This is a genomic window from uncultured Tateyamaria sp. (assembly GCF_947497045.1).
Taxonomy (GTDB): Bacteria; Pseudomonadota; Alphaproteobacteria; order Rhodobacterales; family Rhodobacteraceae; genus Tateyamaria.
Map to the genome: position 1 here is coordinate 94,236 of NZ_CANMEU010000008.1, position 16,136 is coordinate 110,371.

General features: G+C 57.2%; 17 protein-coding genes. 10 read left to right on the top strand and 7 right to left on the bottom strand.

Annotated elements, in window-relative coordinates:
- Nucleotides 1-79 precede the first annotated feature (79 nt).
- Nucleotides 80-679 carry an alpha-ketoglutarate-dependent dioxygenase AlkB gene (locus Q0859_RS15585; RefSeq protein ID WP_299152769.1) on the top strand — a complete coding sequence of 200 codons (600 nt, stop codon included), beginning with the start codon at nucleotides 80-82 and terminating at the stop codon, nucleotides 677-679.
- On the opposite strand, the gene Q0859_RS15590 is transcribed toward Q0859_RS15585, so the two are convergent.
- Together Q0859_RS15590 and Q0859_RS15595 are read right to left on the bottom strand one after the other, a co-directional pair.
- Nucleotides 676-1,704, bottom strand: coding sequence for a fatty acid desaturase (locus Q0859_RS15590; RefSeq protein ID WP_299152771.1), 1,029 nt, complete (start codon nucleotides 1,702-1,704; stop codon nucleotides 676-678). The two genes, Q0859_RS15585 and Q0859_RS15590, sit on opposite strands and share 4 nt — an antisense overlap.
- Nucleotides 1,705-1,838: 134 nt before the next feature.
- Entirely contained in the window at nucleotides 1,839-2,663 is an 825-nt protein-coding gene (locus Q0859_RS15595) for an ABC transporter permease (protein WP_299152774.1), read from the bottom strand.
- Between the two features lie 120 nt (nucleotides 2,664-2,783).
- On the opposite strand from Q0859_RS15595, the gene cysQ reads away from it, so the two are divergent.
- From cysQ to Q0859_RS15640, 9 genes are all read left to right on the top strand, one after another.
- Nucleotides 2,784-3,581, top strand: a complete 798-nt coding sequence (gene cysQ, locus Q0859_RS15600; RefSeq protein ID WP_299152777.1) for a 3'(2'),5'-bisphosphate nucleotidase CysQ — start codon at nucleotides 2,784-2,786, stop codon at nucleotides 3,579-3,581.
- Entirely contained in the window at nucleotides 3,581-4,381 is an 801-nt protein-coding gene (locus Q0859_RS15605; RefSeq protein ID WP_299152778.1) for a manno-octulosonate cytidylyltransferase, read from the top strand. The genes cysQ and Q0859_RS15605 overlap by 1 nt, the downstream gene beginning before the upstream one ends.
- Complete coding sequence (locus Q0859_RS15610) at nucleotides 4,378-5,604, top strand: glycosyltransferase (protein ID WP_299152780.1); 1,227 nt, start codon at nucleotides 4,378-4,380, stop codon at nucleotides 5,602-5,604. Before Q0859_RS15605 ends, Q0859_RS15610 begins: the two co-directional genes overlap by 4 nt.
- Before the next feature lie 133 nt (nucleotides 5,605-5,737).
- Nucleotides 5,738-6,631: a UTP--glucose-1-phosphate uridylyltransferase GalU gene (gene galU, locus Q0859_RS15615; RefSeq protein WP_299152783.1), complete on the top strand. Its 894-nt coding sequence runs from the start codon at nucleotides 5,738-5,740 to the stop codon at nucleotides 6,629-6,631.
- A gap of 13 nt (nucleotides 6,632-6,644) precedes the next feature.
- On the top strand, nucleotides 6,645-7,628 hold the full coding sequence (gene galE, locus Q0859_RS15620; RefSeq protein WP_299152785.1) for a UDP-glucose 4-epimerase GalE: 984 nt from the start codon (nucleotides 6,645-6,647) through the stop codon (nucleotides 7,626-7,628).
- A gap of 16 nt (nucleotides 7,629-7,644) precedes the next feature.
- Complete coding sequence (locus tag Q0859_RS15625) at nucleotides 7,645-8,781, top strand: glycosyltransferase family 1 protein (RefSeq protein ID WP_299152787.1); 1,137 nt, start codon at nucleotides 7,645-7,647, stop codon at nucleotides 8,779-8,781.
- Nucleotides 8,782-8,829: 48 nt separating this feature from the next.
- Nucleotides 8,830-9,840 carry a glycosyltransferase family 2 protein gene (locus Q0859_RS15630; protein WP_299152789.1) on the top strand — a complete coding sequence of 337 codons (1,011 nt, stop codon included), beginning with the start codon at nucleotides 8,830-8,832 and terminating at the stop codon, nucleotides 9,838-9,840.
- Nucleotides 9,837-11,534, top strand: a complete 1,698-nt coding sequence (locus Q0859_RS15635; RefSeq protein WP_299152791.1) for a beta-1,6-N-acetylglucosaminyltransferase — start codon at nucleotides 9,837-9,839, stop codon at nucleotides 11,532-11,534. Before Q0859_RS15630 ends, Q0859_RS15635 begins: the two co-directional genes overlap by 4 nt.
- A gap of 6 nt (nucleotides 11,535-11,540) precedes the next feature.
- Entirely contained in the window at nucleotides 11,541-12,968 is a 1,428-nt protein-coding gene (locus Q0859_RS15640; protein ID WP_299152793.1) for a sulfotransferase family 2 domain-containing protein, read from the top strand.
- Between the two features lie 11 nt (nucleotides 12,969-12,979).
- Here the strand turns inward: Q0859_RS15640 and Q0859_RS15645 are convergent, their stop codons facing one another.
- The 5 genes from Q0859_RS15645 to Q0859_RS15665 all read right to left on the bottom strand — a co-directional run bounded on the left by Q0859_RS15645 (nucleotide 12,980) and on the right by Q0859_RS15665 (nucleotide 16,130).
- Nucleotides 12,980-13,444 carry a PTS sugar transporter subunit IIA gene (locus Q0859_RS15645; protein ID WP_299152795.1) on the bottom strand — a complete coding sequence of 155 codons (465 nt, stop codon included), beginning with the start codon at nucleotides 13,442-13,444 and terminating at the stop codon, nucleotides 12,980-12,982.
- A gap of 39 nt (nucleotides 13,445-13,483) precedes the next feature.
- On the bottom strand, nucleotides 13,484-14,047 hold the full coding sequence (gene raiA, locus Q0859_RS15650) for a ribosome-associated translation inhibitor RaiA (protein ID WP_299152796.1): 564 nt from the start codon (nucleotides 14,045-14,047) through the stop codon (nucleotides 13,484-13,486).
- A gap of 231 nt (nucleotides 14,048-14,278) precedes the next feature.
- On the bottom strand, nucleotides 14,279-15,037 hold the full coding sequence (gene lptB / locus Q0859_RS15655) for an LPS export ABC transporter ATP-binding protein (protein WP_299152798.1): 759 nt from the start codon (nucleotides 15,035-15,037) through the stop codon (nucleotides 14,279-14,281).
- A complete protein-coding gene (lptA, locus tag Q0859_RS15660; protein WP_299152800.1) occupies nucleotides 15,037-15,525 on the bottom strand; it encodes a lipopolysaccharide transport periplasmic protein LptA in 489 nt (162 codons plus the stop codon). Before lptA ends, lptB begins: the two co-directional genes overlap by 1 nt.
- An 8-nt stretch (nucleotides 15,526-15,533) precedes the next feature.
- Nucleotides 15,534-16,130, bottom strand: a complete 597-nt coding sequence (locus Q0859_RS15665; protein WP_299152803.1) for a hypothetical protein — start codon at nucleotides 16,128-16,130, stop codon at nucleotides 15,534-15,536.
- Nucleotides 16,131-16,136 lie beyond the last annotated feature (6 nt).

The following is a 16,136-nucleotide window of genomic DNA, read 5'->3' on the forward strand; positions in this document are numbered from 1 at the left end:
AAGGAGGGTCATTTGGCGCTGCAACCGTTGGAGCGTGATGCAAAACAGCAAAATTTGCACATAAGGCGGGGTTTGGGCGATGCGGGCGGTTATTCGCGGATTTGAGATCTACAAGCTGTATCTGGACGCGTCTGGGCAGGCAGATTTAGTGTCTGCTATCCGGGAAGTTGTGATGGCTGCACCGATGTTTTCTCCTGAAACGCCGTATGGAAAGCCGATGTCGGTGCGCATGACCTCTGCCGGGGCGGTGGGGTGGTACGCGGACCGGGATGGATATCGGTATGTTGACCGCCATCCCGGTGGTGCAGCCTGGCCCGCGATTCCCGCTCAGGTTTTGACGATATGGCGCGATCTGACCGGGTTGGACCGGGACCCGGATTGCTGCCTGATCAATTACTATGGCGAAGGTGCGCGGATGGGGATGCACCAGGACAAGGACGAGGCCAGCTTTGAGTGGCCCGTCTTGTCGATCAGTCTGGGTGATGCGGGTCTGTTTCGGATTGGGAACACGACGCGCGGCGGCAAGACGGAGTCGCTATGGCTGGAAAGTGGCGATGTGGTTGTGATGGGCGGTGCGGCGCGCCTGACCTATCACGGCGTGGATCGCATTCGTTTTGGATCATCAACGTTGTTGCCCAATGCGGGTCGCCTCAACCTGACCTGCCGCGTGGTGCGTTAACCGTAGTGCAAACGCGCCTGGGCAAAGGACAACAGCCGCTTGGTCTTTTCATCCCACAGATGCAGGCGGGCCGTCTTAAGGCTGTCGCGAATTGTCATGCGATTGATGTTCGCCAGATCCGCATGATCACGCAGGACTTGCGGCAGTCGGTAAAACGGCAGGCGGCTATACAGGTGGTGCACATGGTGGATGCCAATGTTTCCAGTGGCCCATTGCAGCACCTTGGGCAGCACATAGTGGGATGATCCGTGCAGTGCGGCGTGGTGCATCTGCCATTCCGGCTCCTCCTCCCAATGGGTCGTTTCGAACTGGTGCTGGACGTAGAACAACCAAACCCCAGCCGTCGCTGCCAAAATGGTGCTGGGCAGGAAAATCAAAACGATGGGCATCCAGCCACCAAAGTACAGGATCACCGCAAGGCCAAGGAGGATCCCGGCGTTGGTCGCCATGGCGCTTACCCAGTATTTGACATGTTCGGTAAAGCCCAAGGGCAGTCGGTTCTGCATCAGGAACAGATAGCTTGGCCCAAGACCAAACAGCACAACAGGGTTGCGATAAAGGCGGTAAAGCAGCCGATTGATGGCTGATAGCGCGTAATATTCGGTCACCGTCAGTGTGTGCACATCACCCATGCCACGCCGCCCCAGATTGCCCGAAGCACTGTGGTGCATGGAATGGGACCGTCGCCAGACATCATATGGCGTCAGGGTCAGCACGCCGATCACGCGTCCCAACCAGTCGCTGAGGTTCCGGCTTTTGAAGAATGCGCCATGCCCGCAATCGTGTTGAATGATGAACAGGCGCAGCAGAAAGGCCCCGTTCAGCAGGGCGATTGCAAATGTCAGCCAATAGCTGACCGATAGTGATGCCCACGCCAGAACCCAAAGAACAACGAAAGGGCCGATGGTGATCCCAAGCTCAAACCAACTGCGCAGGGCACTGGGCTCGCGATATTGAGAAAGGACCTTGATCCACTTCTGCGCAGCGCGCGTGTCAGTGGCAGCCTCGGAATGATGATCGAACATGCGCCTGCTTATTGTTGTTGTGGGCGGACATGCGTCCGGGCCTGTTGCATGGTTTCTATCAGGTCTGTTGCCTTTAGAAAATGGGCCTTGTTTGCGTTCACGGAAACTTATTTACCCGCGGCCACGGCGCGATATCAGCGCCGCGCCTCCCAACTTACAGAGGCATTCCGGCGTGTGTAAAATTCGCCCATCAGTCCGACCATGACCAGCACCACGCCGACCCAGAACGCGTATTCCCAGGATGAATAGCGCGGATTGTAGTTGATGAAGGCATAGCCCCGCGACTGGTCAATCGCGTGAAACAACGGGTTCCAATCGAACATCGCCAGCATAAAGCTGGGCAATGTATTCGCCACAAACATCTTGCCCGATGCAATCATGTTTGCGCGTTGATAAATCTGGGTAAAAACCCGCACAAATGTCGGAAACCAGGGTTTGACGGCCAACAGAACCAACCCGACCGCGACCCCTGTGAACCAGGCCAACAACAACATCCCGAAGGCCCCGAACGGTTGATCAACCTGTACGGGCACAAAAGCCACATGATAGATGAACAGGATCAGGAACAGCGATAGCACCTGAATATACAGCGCCCCGAACGCAGCCGAGCAGATCGAGATAATCGTGTTCATCGGGGCGTGTTGCATCATCGGACTTGCCGGCCCCTCGGACATGGCCACTGCACCCATTGCCTTGATGTGCGTCATGTAAAGGAAGATGCCCGTCATCAGGTACAGCAGGAAGTCCCCGCGGATCGAGGCCCCCTTGAGCCCAAGCACGGTGAACATGACATAAAAGGCGAGAACAAAGATTACCATCTGAAGGATGTTCATCCCGATGGCGAGGAAGGCGTTGTTATGCTCACGTCGGATGGACCGGACAATCGAGTGATAGACCAGTTCGGCCATTGCCAGGGCGGTGCCAAGCCCGGACTGCGGTTTGCGTGTGGATCGAAACATGGTCGTTGGGTGCCTCTGGCTTGCGCGATCTTTGCACGGAATTCTTGCCGTTCCGTTAGCACGCAAGCATAAGGGGGTCGCATCACTTTTTCAACAAATGCCCGCCCGAGGACAACTTTTATGACCTATGACGCTCTGATCCCCGTGATCCGCCGCCTTGCTCTTGAGGCCGGGGACAAGATCATGGAGATCTACAACTCGGATGATTTCGAGGTAAAGATGAAGTCCGATAACAGCCCCGTAACGGCGGCAGACGAAGCGGCAGATGTGATCATCTCGGACGGTTTGCGCGCCGCTTTTCCCGATGTGATGCTTGTCACCGAAGAGCAGGCGGCCACCCATACCACCACAGGCGATACTTTCCTGATTGTGGACCCACTGGATGGCACCAAGGAATTTGTGCATCGCCGTGGCGATTTTACGGTCAATATCGCGCTTGTCGAAGGTGGTGTACCAACCCGTGGTGTTGTCTATGCTCCTGCTCGGGGGCGGATGTTCTTCACCCAATCGGATGGTCAGTCTGTTGAGGAAACCGGCGCGTTTGACAAGTCGTCCGTGGGTGATCTGACCCCGATCAAAGTCGCCAACAGTGACAATGGCGCACTGCTTGTCGTCGCTTCCAAATCGCATCGGGATCAGGCGACCGATGAATACATCAACAAATATACGGTCAAGGATATGAAAAGTGCGGGCTCGTCCCTCAAGTTCTGCCTGATTGCGACGGGGGAGGCAGACATCTATCCCCGCGTGGGGCGCACGATGGAGTGGGATACCGCTGCTGGTCATGCGGTGCTGTCCGGTGCGGGTGGTGCCGTTGTCCGCTTTGATGACCATAGCCCGTTGCGATATGGGAAGGATGGGTATGCCAACCCGTTTTTCATCGCCTATGCGCCTGCTGTTGAATTGAAACCTGCCTGATGTCTGTTCTGATTGTCATCCCGGCCCGCTATGCCTCGTCCCGCTATCCCGGCAAGCCGCTTGTGCCTTTGACCGGGGCGGCAGGTGCGGCGCAGACGTTGATCGAACGCAGCTGGCGCGCGGCCACCGCGGTGGATGGCGTTGATCGGGTCGTGGTTGCCACAGACGATGACCGCATTCGGGATGCCTGCGCGGTGTTCGGGGCCGAAGTTGTGATGACTTCCGAAGCATGCGGCAATGGCACGGAGCGTTGCGCCGAAGCGCATGCGGTGCTGGGCAAAGGATACGACATCGTAGTGAATTTGCAGGGCGACGCCCCGTTGACCCCGCATTGGTTCATCGAAGGGCTGGTGAGCGGCTTGCGCGCCGCACCCAATGCGGAAATCGCGACCCCTGTGTTGCGCTGCGACGGCGCGACGCTGACCGGATTCCTTGAGGACCGCAAGGCAGGTCGCGTCGGGGGCACAACAGCCGTATTCGGGGCGGGTGGTGCCGCGCTCTATTTCTCCAAAGAGGTGATCCCCTACACCAATGCAACCTATGCGGCCGACGCTGATACGCCGGTGTTCCACCACGTTGGTGTTTATGCCTACCGCCCGGGTGCACTTGCCGCCTATCCCGACTGGCCCGTCGGCCCGCTTGAGCAGCTTGAGGGGTTGGAGCAGTTGCGCTTTCTTGAAAACGGGCGACAGGTCCTATGCGTCGAGGTTGAGGCCAAGGGCCGCCAGTTCTGGGAATTGAACAATCCCCAGGACGTGCCCAAGATCGAACAGATGATGGCGGAAATGGGTCTGGAATGACCCACCCGCCAGTCAGCGTTGTGGTTGTCAGCCGCGACCGGCCTGATGCGCTGTGCCGCTGTCTGACGGGTCTGCTGCAAGTCCAATATTCGCCCTTTGAGGTGGTTGTGGTCACCGACAAGGCGGGGCGTGACGCGATTGCGGGTTTTGCCGACCAGATCAAGATTGTTCCTTTCGAGGACTCCAACATTTCGATGGCCCGCAATTTGGGGGTCAGCCACGCGGCGGGTGACATCGTCGCCTTTATTGATGATGATGCGGTGCCTGAACCGAGTTGGCTGCACCACCTCATTGCACCTGCCGAACAGCGCGATGTGGCGGCGATGGGTGGATTTGTGCGAGGGCGCAACGGGATTTCATTTCAGTGGCGCGCGCAGAGTGTGGACGCGACGGGTCGCGCACAGCCTATCCCGTTGGAAGGTGATCAAGCGGTTGTTTTGACCCCACTTGGCACGCGCGCGGCCAAAACCGAGGGGACAAATATGGCGGTCCGCCGCGATGTGCTGGTGGACCTCGAAGGATTTGATCCCGGCTTTGCCTTCTATCTGGACGAGACGGATTTGAACCTGCGTTTGGCCAAGGTGGGTTATGCCACCGCTCTGGTCCCGCTGGCCGAAGTGCATCATGGTTTTGCTGCCAGCCCCCGCCGTCGCCCTGACCGTGTGCCGCGCGATCTGTTTGATATCGGGGCCAGTTGGGGTGTCTTTCAGCGCAAGCATATGACCCAAGACGGGCGCGCCGCCCATTGGCACCGGGTGCAACGTACCGAGCGCATACGTCTGCTGCGTCACATGGTGAGTGGTCGATTGTTGCCGGGGGATGTGGCGCGGTTGATGCGAAGCCTCGATGCCGGATATGCCGAGGGCCAAACCCGTGCCCGTGGAGGGGCACAGATCGCGCGGAGCCCGATCTCGGCGTTTCTTCCAGTGATGTCGCCACCTCGGCAAAGTATTGTTATAAAAGGAAGATTATTTCAGGCCAGCCGTCTGCGGCAGGAAGCGGCACGGCGCGCCGAGGCCGGTGAGATCGTGACGTTGATCCTGCTGTCGCCGACTGCGCTTTACCATCATGTCAGGTTTGACCCTCGTGGATTTTGGGAACAGTGCGGCGGCCTGTTCGGTAAATCCGAGCGGACAGACCCGCTGGTGCGCCTTGCCGCATTCCGGAAACGATGCGACCAAGAAGTGGCGCGGGTTGCGGTACAACGGCTGATCTGCACATAAATTTGGCGCGTCTTGGCAACAGTCCGCCAGATGTCGCCACCCTTGCTCAATTAGGCATTCTTTGTGCACACTCTAGTTGTATGGGTGAACCGAACCGGTTTTTCCGGTAAAAAAGATCAAAGTGAGGTTTGTTATGCGCAAAAAGTTGACCAAGGCGATTTTCCCTGTGGCCGGTTTGGGAACGCGGTTTTTGCCAGCAACCAAGTCGGTGCCCAAAGAGATTATGACGTTGGTGGATCGCCCGCTGATCCAATACGCCATCGACGAAGCGCGGGCGGCCGGTATCAAGGAATTCATCTTTGTCACATCACGCGGCAAGGGTGCGCTTGAGGATTACTTTGATCATGCCCCGACCCTTGAGCAAGAGTTGCGCAAAAAGGGCAAGACCGAGCTTCTTGAGATTCTCAAGGACACGAATATGGACAGCGGCGCGATTGCCTATATCCGCCAGCACAAGGCCCTCGGGCTTGGGCACGCGGTCTGGTGTGCCCGCCGCCTGATCGCGAATGAACCCTTTGCCGTGATCCTGCCTGATGATGTCATCGCCGCTGAAAAGCCCTGTTTGCAACAGATGGTCGAAGCCTATGAAGAAACGGGCGGCAATGTCGTGGCTGCGATGGAAGTCCCCCCGGAAAAGACCTCGTCTTACGGTGTACTCGATATCGGTGAAGACATGGGCCAGATGGTCAAGGTCAAGGGGATGATTGAAAAGCCTCCCGCCGAAGAGGCCCCCTCGAACCTCGCCGTGATTGGTCGTTATATCCTGACCCCGTCGGTGCTGCGGTCGCTGAACCAGATGAAATCGGGCGCGGGTGGAGAGATTCAGCTGACGGATGCGATTGCCAACGAAATTGGCGGCGACGACGGTGTTTATGGCTATCGCTTCCGGGGTCAGCGCTTTGACTGCGGTTCAAAGGCCGGTTTTTTGCAGGCCACTGTTTCGTTCGGGTTGGCGCGCGCGGAATTGCGTGGCGACTTGCTTGGGTATATCCGTGACATTGTCCAGATGGACAAAGCAGCGGAATAAGGCGAGGCGTTAAGTGCAGCATGTATTGGTAACGGGCGGTGCGGGCTATATCGGCTCGCACGCATGCAAGGCATTGCGCGCGGCTGGGTTTGTTCCTGTTACCTATGACAATTTGGAAACCGGATGGCAGGACGCGGTGAAGTTTGGCCCGTTTGAACAGGGCGATCTGTTGGATCGCGCGCGCCTTGATGCTGTGTTTACCAAATTTGCACCCGTTGCTGTCATGCACTTTGCCGCTCTCAGCCAGGTTGGTGAAAGCATGCGAGAGCCGGGGCGCTACTGGCGCAACAACGTGCTTGGCTCTCTGACGCTGATCGAGGCGGCGACTGCCGCCGGGTGTCTGGATTTCGTGTTTTCGTCGACCTGTGCGACCTATGGTGATCAGGACAACGTCGTGCTGGATGAAAACAGTACGCAACATCCGATCAATGCCTATGGCGCGTCCAAGCGCGCAATCGAGGATATGTTGCGCGATTTTGAGGTCGCGCATGGTTTGCGCCATGTGATCTTTCGCTATTTCAACGTGGCAGGCGCGGACCCCGAAGGAGAGGTCGGCGAATTCCACGAACCGGAGACCCATCTGATCCCCCTGATGCTGGATGCGATTGCGGGCAAGCGGGGTGCGTTGACAGTCTATGGCACCGACTATGACACACCCGATGGCACCTGTATCCGCGATTATGTCCATGTCTGTGATCTAGTGGACGCGCATGTGCTGGGGCTGAAGTGGTTGCAGGATGGCAAAGGCAGCCGTGTGTTCAACCTTGGCACCGGGTCGGGGTTTTCGGTACGCGAGGTTATTGATCACTCGCGTGCGGTTACGAACCAAGTAGTTCCGTATGTCGATGGGGCCCGTCGCGCTGGCGACTGCACCAAGCTGGTGTCGGGATCAACCCGCGCCGAGGCTGAATTGGGATGGACCCCGACCCGTTCAACCCTCGAAACGATGATCGCCGACGCGTGGAGATGGCATCAAACTGGCCACTACAACACATAAACCGCTGCCTGCACGTGTGCTTGATCTGACCCGACTGATGCGCCGGGCCGGTAGGGTGCTGACGGGGGTGGACAGGGTCGAGCTTGCCTATGCGCGAGCGCTGCTTGCCGATCCGGTGCCCGTGTTCGGGCTGATCCGGGCGCGCCTAGGCTATATCCTTTTGGATCAGAACGGTATGGTGGACCTCTTGCCGTCACTTTCCGGCTCTGTTGGTTCATCGGATGCCCAAATATCGACTGCATGGGAGGTTGCGCGTCGTGCATCCGTCGGTCGTGTGCCCCCCTTTTTGCTCAGGCGCATGCTGCGCAGGCGGGTCCCTCAGGGGTTCGCTTATGTGAATGTTGGTCACTCCAATCTGACGCCGAGGGTACTGGATTCGGTGAAAGCCGTTGGTGCTTCTTGTGCAGTAATGATCCATGATGTTATCCCGCTCGACTTTCCGGAGTATCAGCGTGAGGGAAGCGTGCCCGCATTTGCCGAAATGGTCGCGCGCGTTGAGGCTTATGCCGACGTTGTTATTTATAACTCCGAACATACGCGCGAGCAGACCGAGGCACGGTTTGCAACGCTGCCCAAGGCGATTGTTGCGCATCTGGGAACAGACGTGGTTCGCCCCGAGCCAGATACGCTGCCTGCCGGGCTGCCGCCCAACGCCCCCTATTTCGTATGTATCGGTACGATTGAGCCGCGCAAGAACCACGCTTTCCTGCTGGATATCTGGGAGCAGATCGGGCCGGATGCGCCCTCTCTTGTGCTCGCAGGCAGCCGAGGCTGGCGCAATAAGGACGTATTTGACCGGCTGGACAGACTTGCCGATGATGTCCTCATTCAAGAAGTGCACGGTCTGGATGATGGCGCATTGGCGGCGTTGGTTCAGCGCTCCAGTGGGGTCTTGTTTCCCAGCCACGCCGAAGGATTCGGGTTGCCTGCCACCGAAGCGGCGGCTTTGGGGGTGCCGTTGATCGTGAATGATTTGGCCGTGTTCCGGGAAATCCTTGGCGATATTCCCATTTACGCAAGCGTTTCAGATCGTTATCTGTGGATCAGCAAGATCAAAGAGTTGGCCGAAGCAGACCCTGATACGCCAAGACCACCTCAGTTTCAGCCGCCCACATGGGACGCACATTTCAAGATTGTGTTAAGGTTGACCTGATAGGCGACACATGGGCCGGCAAGACGGCAGGTAAAGGGACGGAGCAGGTTGGGCGCTTGGCAGTCATATCGGCTGAGGCTTCAGCGCAAGCGCTGGCGCATTCGTGCGTTCCGCAAGCGACGCGAACTGGGTCGTGTCGTCAATCGCACCGAACAAATCCGGCCCAGTGACCTTCTGTGCTTTTCCACTCTGCGCAACGAGTTGGTGCGGCTACCATATTTCCTCGAATATTACCGCGAGATGGGGATCAATCATTTCCTGATCGTGGACAATAATAGTACCGATGGGTCCGTCGATTATCTTGCGGCCCAACCCGATGTGTCCGTCTGGTCGGCCAAGGGCAGCTACAAACGCGCGCGGTTCGGTGTTGATTGGTTGAACTGGTTGCAGATGAAATATGGCCACAGCCACTGGAATCTGGTGGTCGATCCGGACGAATTTCTGGTCTACCCGTTCTGTGACACCCGGCCTCTGCGGGCGCTGACCGACTGGCTTGATGCGTCGTCGATCAAGTCATTTTCCGCTATGCTGCTGGATATGTACCCCAAGGGGCGGCTGGACGAACACCCTTACCAGGCCGGGCAGAACCCGATGGAGATTGCCAGCTGGTTTGACAGCGGCAACTATACGATCGCCCGCAATAAGCGGTTTGGAAATCTTTGGATTCAAGGTGGGCCGCGTGCGCGCGTCTTCTTTCCGAACGAACCGGAACGTGCACCTGCATTGAACAAGATCCCATTAGTGAAATGGGATCGCCGCTATGCCTATGTCAGTTCGACCCACATGTTGCTGCCGCGTGGCCTGAATCAGGTCTATGACGAATGGGGGGGCGAAAAGGCGTCGGGCGTACTGCTCCATGCCAAGTTCCTTGATACCTTCAACACCAAAGCCGCCGAGGAGTTGGAGCGCAAGCAACACTATGCGGCGTCGGTGGAATACAAGGCCTATGCCGACACAATGCGGGATGATCCCGATCTGTGGTGCAAGTGGTCCGAAAAGTACATCAATTGGCGCCAACTTGAGATTTTAGGCCTTATGTCCAAAGGGAACTGGGCATGACCGTCGGGATTGTCATGCTGGTGCACACCGCGCTGGATCGCGCTGAACAAGCTGCACGGCATTGGGCGGCGGGCGGCTGTCCGGTTGTCATTCACGTGGATGCGGCGGTGCCGCGCAAGACCTATGTCGCCTTTACTCGCGCGCTGGCGGATGTGCCTGCAATTCAGTTCTCAAGACGCTATCGGTGCGAATGGGGAACATGGGGCATCGTGGCAGCCAGCCAAGCCGCGTCTGAACTGATGTTGGATCAGTTCAGTGATGTGCGGCATGTCTATCTGGCATCTGGATCCTGCCTGCCGCTGCGCCCGGTCGAAGAGTTGGTGGAATATCTGGCTGAACGCCCTCGCACCGACTTTATCGAAAGTGCGACCACATCGGATGTTCCGTGGACTGTTAGCGGATTGGATCACGAGCGGTTCACGTTACGCTTTCCGTTTTCCTGGAAACGGCAGCGGGTGTTGTTCGATCGTTATGTTGAATTGCAACGCTTACTCAGGATGAAGCGGAAAGTTCCGGCTGGGCTGGTGCCTCACATGGGCAGCCAATGGTGGTGTCTGACGCGGCAGACCTTGTCGGCGATTTTGCAGGGTCCGGACCGGCGCGAACATGATGCGTATTTCCGGCAGGTCTGGATCCCGGATGAAAGTTATTATCAAACGCTGGCCCGCCAATATTCGACCAATATCGAAAGTCGCTCGCTGACCCTGTCCAAGTTCGATTTTCAGGGCAAACCGCATATTTTCTATGATGATCATTTGCAGCTTTTGCGCCGCTCGGATTGCTTCGTGGCGCGCAAAATCTGGCCGCATGCGAACCGTCTTTATGAGGCGTTTCTGACCGACCCTGCCGGTGCGATGAAACAGACTGAGCCGAACCCGGGCAAGATTGACCGCATTTTTGCCAAAGCGGTTGAGCGACGCACGCGCGGGCGGCCGGGTCTGTATATGCAAAGCCGGTTTCCGAATGAAGATTGGGAAAACGGTGTCACCGCCGCCCCTTATTCGGCCTTTCAGGGCTTTACCGAGATTTTCGAGAATTTTGAGCCTTGGTTGGCCAAGGCGACCGGGGCGCGCGTACATGGCCATATCTTTGATCCCGAGACGGTCGAATATGCCGAAGGTCAAACCACATTGAACGGCGCGCTGGGCAACAGCGCAAAGGCGCGCGATTATAATGCCAACGCCTTTCTGGCCAACCTGATCTGGAACACGCGCGGTGAGCGGCAGTGTTTTCAATACGGGCCTGCTGACAATCAGGACGTGATCTGGCGGATCGCAAAAGATCCCAATGCGCAGGTGTCGGTGATTTCAGGTGCGTGGGCGGTGCCGCTTTTCCGCTCGAACCGAAATTTCCTTGATATCCGCAAGGAAGCCGCACGCTTGCAAAAGAACGAAAGTGACCATTTGGACGTGCTGCGCTCGCCCTATGCCAAGGCGCGGATTCGCATCTGGACGATGGCCGAATTTATCGAAGCGCCGATGGAGCCGTTGCAGGGCATTCTGGACGAGATTGGCCAGACACAGACCCGCCGGCTGGCTGAAGTGCCTAAGATGGTTGACCTCACCGGCTTTGGTCAATTCCTCCAAAACCTCAAGAACCAAGGAATGCACCCCTATTTGATGGGTGATTTTCCGGTGGCGCTCGGTCACGAACCTGCGCAAGATCGCCCTCGCAAACCCTATTTGGTGCGATAATCGGTCATGGCGCAATTCGACTATTTTGTTGTGTTCGCAGAGATGCGCACAGGCTCGAATTTTCTGGAATCCAACCTGAACGCCTTTGACGGGATCGCCTGTCACGGCGAGGCGTTCAATCCGCATTTTATTGGCTATCCGAATGTTGACCATATTCTGGAGGTTGATCAAGCAACGCGCGATGCGGACCCAAAGCATCTGTTGCGGGCGATCAAGAAAACGCCGGAATTGAGCGGCTTTCGGTACTTTCACAACCATGATGAACGCATATTCGATCACATCATGAACGACCCGAAATGCGCCAAAATCGTGCTGACCCGCAACCCAGTCGACAGCTATGTGTCGTGGAAAATTGCCATAGCGACGGGCCAGTGGAAGCTGACGGATGCCAAGGCGCGCAAGGATGGTAAAGCCGAGTTTGTGGCTGATGAGTTCGCCGCCCATCTGTCTGATTTGCAGGCGTTTCAGGTCAGATTGCTGAACCGTTTGCAAGTGTCCGGGCAGACCGCGTTTTATATCGCCTATGAGGATTTGCAGAACGTCGATGTGATGAACGGGCTGTCCAAATGGCTGGGCGTCGGAACGGAGCTTGAGGCGCTGGACAAGAACCTCAAGGTCCAAAACCCAAGTGCACTGTCTGACAAGGTCAGCAATTTTGGCCAGATGACCGAGGCGCTGTCTGGCCTCGATCCTTTCAACCTGACACGCACGCCCAATTTCGAACCGCGCCGTGGTGCTGCGGTGCCCACCTATTTCGCGAGTGAAACAAGCCCGCTTTTGTACCTCCCGATCCGCGGGGGGCCAGTGGACCCCGTGGTGCATTGGTTGCGTCTGCTCGATAAGGGGCGGGGCGGGCAGCCCGGTTCGAAACTGTCCCAAAATGATCTGCGGGACTGGATGCGTGCCCATTCCGGTCATCGCGCGTTTTCGGTGCTGCGCCACCCGCTTGCGCGGGCGCACGCTGTATTCTGCCATCGTATTCTGAGCATTGAAAAGGGATCATATGGCGGTATTCGCAGCACACTGGCCAAACGGTATAAACTGCCGCTACCTGCTGATCCGCATGATCCAAGCTATGACAAGACCGCGCATCGCGACGCCTTCGTCGCATTCCTGAAGTTTTTGAAACCCAATCTTGCCGGGCAAACAGCGGTGCGGGTTGATCCTGATTGGGCCAGTCAGGTCAAAATTGTCGAGGGGTTTGCTGAGTTTGTGCTGCCGGATCGGCTGATGCGGCATGATACACTGGCCCATGAGTTGGCCGAATTGTCTGCGATGGCGGGGATCACATCCGCACCGGCATTGCCGGACACGACACCAGACCGTCCGTATGCGTTGAGCGATATTTACGACGCCGAAATAGAGCGGTTGGTGCGCAATGCCTATGGGCGCGACTATCTTATGTTCGGATTTGAGGATTGGCAGTCGGGATAGCTGCCGATCTGTCAGGCAGCCTGGGCCGGTTGCGCTTCGTTCAGGATGGCGAACAGGGTCGAGGCGTCAGGGTTCGCGCGCAACTTCGTGCATACGCCCTGATCGCGCAAAGTGCGTGACACAAGGGCCAGCGCCTTGAGGTGTTCGACACCCGCCTCTTCCGGTGCAAACAGCGCAAAGGCGATGTCGACAGGCTGACGATCCACAGAATCAAAATCAATCGGCTTGTCGAGCAGCACAAATGCGCCGATCACGTTCGAAATGCCGTCAATCCGCGCATGTGGCAGCGCCACGCCGTGGCCCACGCCGGTTGGTCCAAGCGCCTCGCGGGCCAGCAGCGATTCTACGACTAATCCCGCGTGCATGTCATAGGCTCCCTGCACAAGATCGCCGATCTCGTGCAAAAGCCGTTTCTTGGACGAGGCGGAGGTGACAACCTTGACCGCTTCGGGTTTCAGAAGAGTTCCAAAATCCATTCTGCTCTCATCATTGGTGACCCGTACAGGCCCCTGCTTTTACGGGTCTATCCAGCCGATATTGCCATCATCACGGCGATATACGACGTTTAGCCCGTCTTTGCCTTCCTTTCGGAACACCAGTACTGGGGCCCCGACCAATTCCATCTGCATCACCGCTTCACCAACAGACAGGGATGGGATGTTGGTTTCCATCTCGGCCACGATGATCGGTTGCAGGCTTTCGGGCTCTGAGTCGTCCGACCCTGCATCAGAGGCGAGGATATACGAGGACGCGCCAGAGAGTTCAACCGGCTGCGCGCGCTCTTTGTGGTGGTCCTTGAGGCGGCGTTTGTAGCGACGTAATTGCTTTTCCATCTTTTCGGAACAGGCATCAAAAGCTGCATATATTTCAGTGGCATGGGCCTTGGCTTGGGCCGTCAACCCGGTCGACAAATGTACCGTCGCCTCGCAGACAAACTCATGGGCGGACTTCGAAAACACCACATTGGCATTTGTGGGTCGTTCTGCATATTTCTGCACAACCGTGCCCAGATCGTCCCGTACATGGGTCTGTAATGCGTCGCCGATGTCGATTTGTTTGCCACTGATTTGGTATTGCATACTTTCTCCTTCAGTTTAATCCGTGCCGACACCAAAACGGACCACGCGGGCGTGATCCGAAACCAAGTGTCAGATAAACGGAAATGGCGTGGCTGTTGCCTGATCCTGTCGGCACGCAAACCGCGCGGCGTGTCGTATGAGGATCTGGGACAGCATCAAAGCCATGCCCCATTGCACGCCAAAAGGGCATGACCTGTCAATGAAAAGCGCACCTGATCTGCGCCTGTCCGCTTACTGAATACGAAAATTTTCACCCAAATAGACGCGACGCACATTTTCGTTTTGCACCACGTCTTGGGGGGTGCCCGACATCAAAACCTGCCCGTCGTGCAGAATATAGGCACGGTCCACAATTTCAAGCGTTTCGCGCACGTTGTGATCGGTGATCAGTACCCCGATGCCCCGTTTTTTCAGGTCCGCCACAAGGTTGCGGATATCCCCGACCGAGATTGGGTCGACCCCCGCAAAGGGTTCATCCAGCAGCAGATATTTCGGGTTCGCCGCCAGTGATCGTGCAATTTCCACCCGCCTGCGTTCCCCGCCTGACAAGGCCAGCGCAGGGGCGCGCCGCATGTGTTCGATGGAGAATTCGCTGAGTAACTCTTCGAGCCGCTCGCGTCGTTTGTGGCGATCCGGTTCGGTGATGTCCAAAATGGCGAGGATGTTGTCCTGCACCGTAAGTCCGCGGAAAATACTCATTTCCTGCGGTAAATAACCGATTCCCATCTGGGCGCGCCGATACATCGGCAACATGGTGACATCTGCACCATCCAGTGTGACGGTGCCCCCCTCGGGTGTGACAAGGCCTGCCACTGCATAGAAGGTTGTTGTTTTGCCCGATCCGTTTGGTCCAAGCAGGGCGACAACCTCGCCCCGGCTCAGCTCCATCGAAAAGTCGCGGATCACCAGTTTCTTGCGATAGGATTTGCGCAGGTGCGAAATCTTGAGTCCGGACGTGCCGTCAGCAACGGTCAGCTTGGGCTTGGCCATTATTCATTACCGGATTGCAGGATGGATTTGACCCGGCCCTGAACACGTGCAGTCCCATCATCAAGTTGGATTGTCGCCTTGTCGCCCGAGATGGCGCTTTGGCCCTGCGTCATCAATACGTCGCCCGTCATCACGATCACGCCAGTGTCGATGCTGTAATCGGCACGCTGCGCTTCGGCGGCATCCGGGCCGGACACGACCGTGACCCCGCCTGTGGCCTCAAGCCGTTCGATACCGGCCCGGTCCTCAAGATAAATGACCAATACGCGCGGCGCGGACAGGCGCATTTCGCCTTGCCCGATCACCACATTTCCGGTGAACAACGCGGCCCCGGTGTCCTGGTTTACGTTCAATTCATCCGCCGTTACCTCGACCGGGGCCGAGGTGTCTTGCTGGATCGTTCCAAAGGCAACCTGCGTGCCTTGTGCAAATAGCGGTGTTGTGAGGCCCAATAGGGCAAAGCAGGCAAATGCGCGAAAAAACGTCACTGATTGTATCACTCTTCTGACTTATTGGGATCATATACCAGCTTCACCCCGTTTGTGAAAATCAAATGGGCGTTTTCTGCACCCTCACGCCGTTCAAACCGCATTTTGCCCGCATCAAGATCCCCAAGCGGGCCTGTTCCGGCAATTGGTCCAGGTGATTCCACCACCAAGGTGTCAAATTCCGCGTCCAACCTGTCGGTTGTCAGCCGGTACCCTGTCGATGTGGTGATCACGACATTTCCTTCAAGGGTGGAGGCACCGCCCTTGACGTCAAACCGCCCGGAGTCCGAAAACAACACCACGCGCGTGCCCGAGACGAGGTCGATCTGGGCCGACATGTCGGTGACTGCATTGTCTAACTCGCTCAGCGTGGACATGGCGGAGGCCGCGATCGACACTTGGTCGCCATCTTCGGTGGTGCCGGAAAAGAAGGGCGCGGTGACTTGTTGGCCGCGCAGCTTTTCCTCAATCTCTTCATCGGCAAAGGGCATGTCAGCGACCGGATCAATCGTGCGTGACAGCAAAAACAAAGTGGACAGCAGCGCCAACGCAGTCAGCGGCAGCAGTACTTTGAGCCAGGCAATGATCTGCGAATAGCGGTCCATGCGTGC